Origin of the sequence: Pyxidicoccus caerfyrddinensis, assembly GCF_010894405.1 — a bacterium.
GTDB classification, from domain to species: Bacteria; Myxococcota; Myxococcia; order Myxococcales; family Myxococcaceae; genus Myxococcus; species Myxococcus caerfyrddinensis.
The window spans coordinates 1-1,174 of sequence record NZ_JAAIYA010000101.1; the positions used below are offsets into that span (position 1 = coordinate 1).

Annotated in this window: 1 protein-coding gene; it reads right to left on the minus strand. The window is 71.7% G+C overall.

Going from position 1 to position 1,174, the window contains the following annotated elements:
• Positions 1 to 326 precede the first annotated feature (326 nt).
• Positions 327 to 1,174 (minus strand): N-acetyl-D-Glu racemase DgcA (dgcA, locus tag G4D86_RS51665; protein ID WP_164003088.1); only part of this gene is annotated, 848 nt, incomplete at its 5' end.

A 1,174-nucleotide genomic window follows, 5' to 3' on the forward strand; every position in this document is an offset into this window, starting at 1 on the left:
GGCTCGCCGTCGGGGCCGGAGGCTTGTCCATCGGCCCCGTCGATCACACTCCTCCGAGCCTGTCCAACCCATCCGCTAACCCCGCGTAACTACGGCACCCCGGTGTCAGGAAGATGCGATCGCCCTGACTCTGGGAGTGCCGTGCTGGGCAGTCTTACTGAAACGGCGATCGACTGGGTAGGATCGCTCTCGCCAGTAGCTCCGAGCGGCAGGTTCGATTCCCGCCGCCTCCACTCCGCAGCCCCCGGAAGGGACTTCGCCGCATTCGCATCGCGTCCTTCGGCCGCGGCGCCCGACGAGTGGCCCGCAGTGGTCCACCCCAGCCCTCAGCCCCAGAGCTCGCGGGGCGGCCAGAGCATCTCGCTCCCCTCGAAGCGGATGCCGGGCACCCTGTCCCGCGCGAGCAGCAGCGGCTCGTCCAGGTCCACCACGGCGGCTCCCTGCGCCACGAGCATCGCGGGCGCCATGGCCAGCGACGTCGCCACCATGCAGCCCACCATGAGCTGAAGGCCCTCGCCCCGCGCGGCCGAGGCGAGCGCCTCCGTCAGGCCCCCTGTCTTGTCCAGCTTGATGTTGATGGCGTCGTACTTCCCCAGCAGCGTGCCCAGTCCGTGCCGGTCATGCGCGGACTCGTCGGCGCACACGGGCACCGAGCGGCGCAGTCCCTGGAGCGCGCCGTCATTCCCCGCGGGAAGCGGCTGCTCCACCATGACCACGCCCAGCTCCGCGCAGGCGTCGAGCAGGGCGGGCAGCGCCTCCGGCTGCCAGCCCTCGTTCGCATCCACGATGAGCCGGCTCGCCGGAGCCCCCGCGCGGATGGCGCGCAGCCGCTCGATGTCTTCCTCACCGCGCCCGAGCTTCACCTTCAGCAGCGGTCGGTGCGCGGCCTTCTCCGCGGCCGCGCGCATCGCCTCGGTGGTATCGAGGCTCAGCGTGTACGCGGTGACGAGCGGCCGGGGCTCGGACATGCCCAGCAGCGCCCAGACGGGCCGACCGCTCCGCTTCGCTTCCAAATCCCACAGCGCGCAGTCCAGCGCGTTGCGCGCTGCCTTCGGCTCCAGCACCCCGGCGATTCCGTCCCGCTCCAGCCCCGCCTCGATGCGCGGTCGGGCCGCCTCCAGCGCCGCCATGACGCCTTCCAGCGTCTCGCCATAGCGCGCATAGGGGACGCACT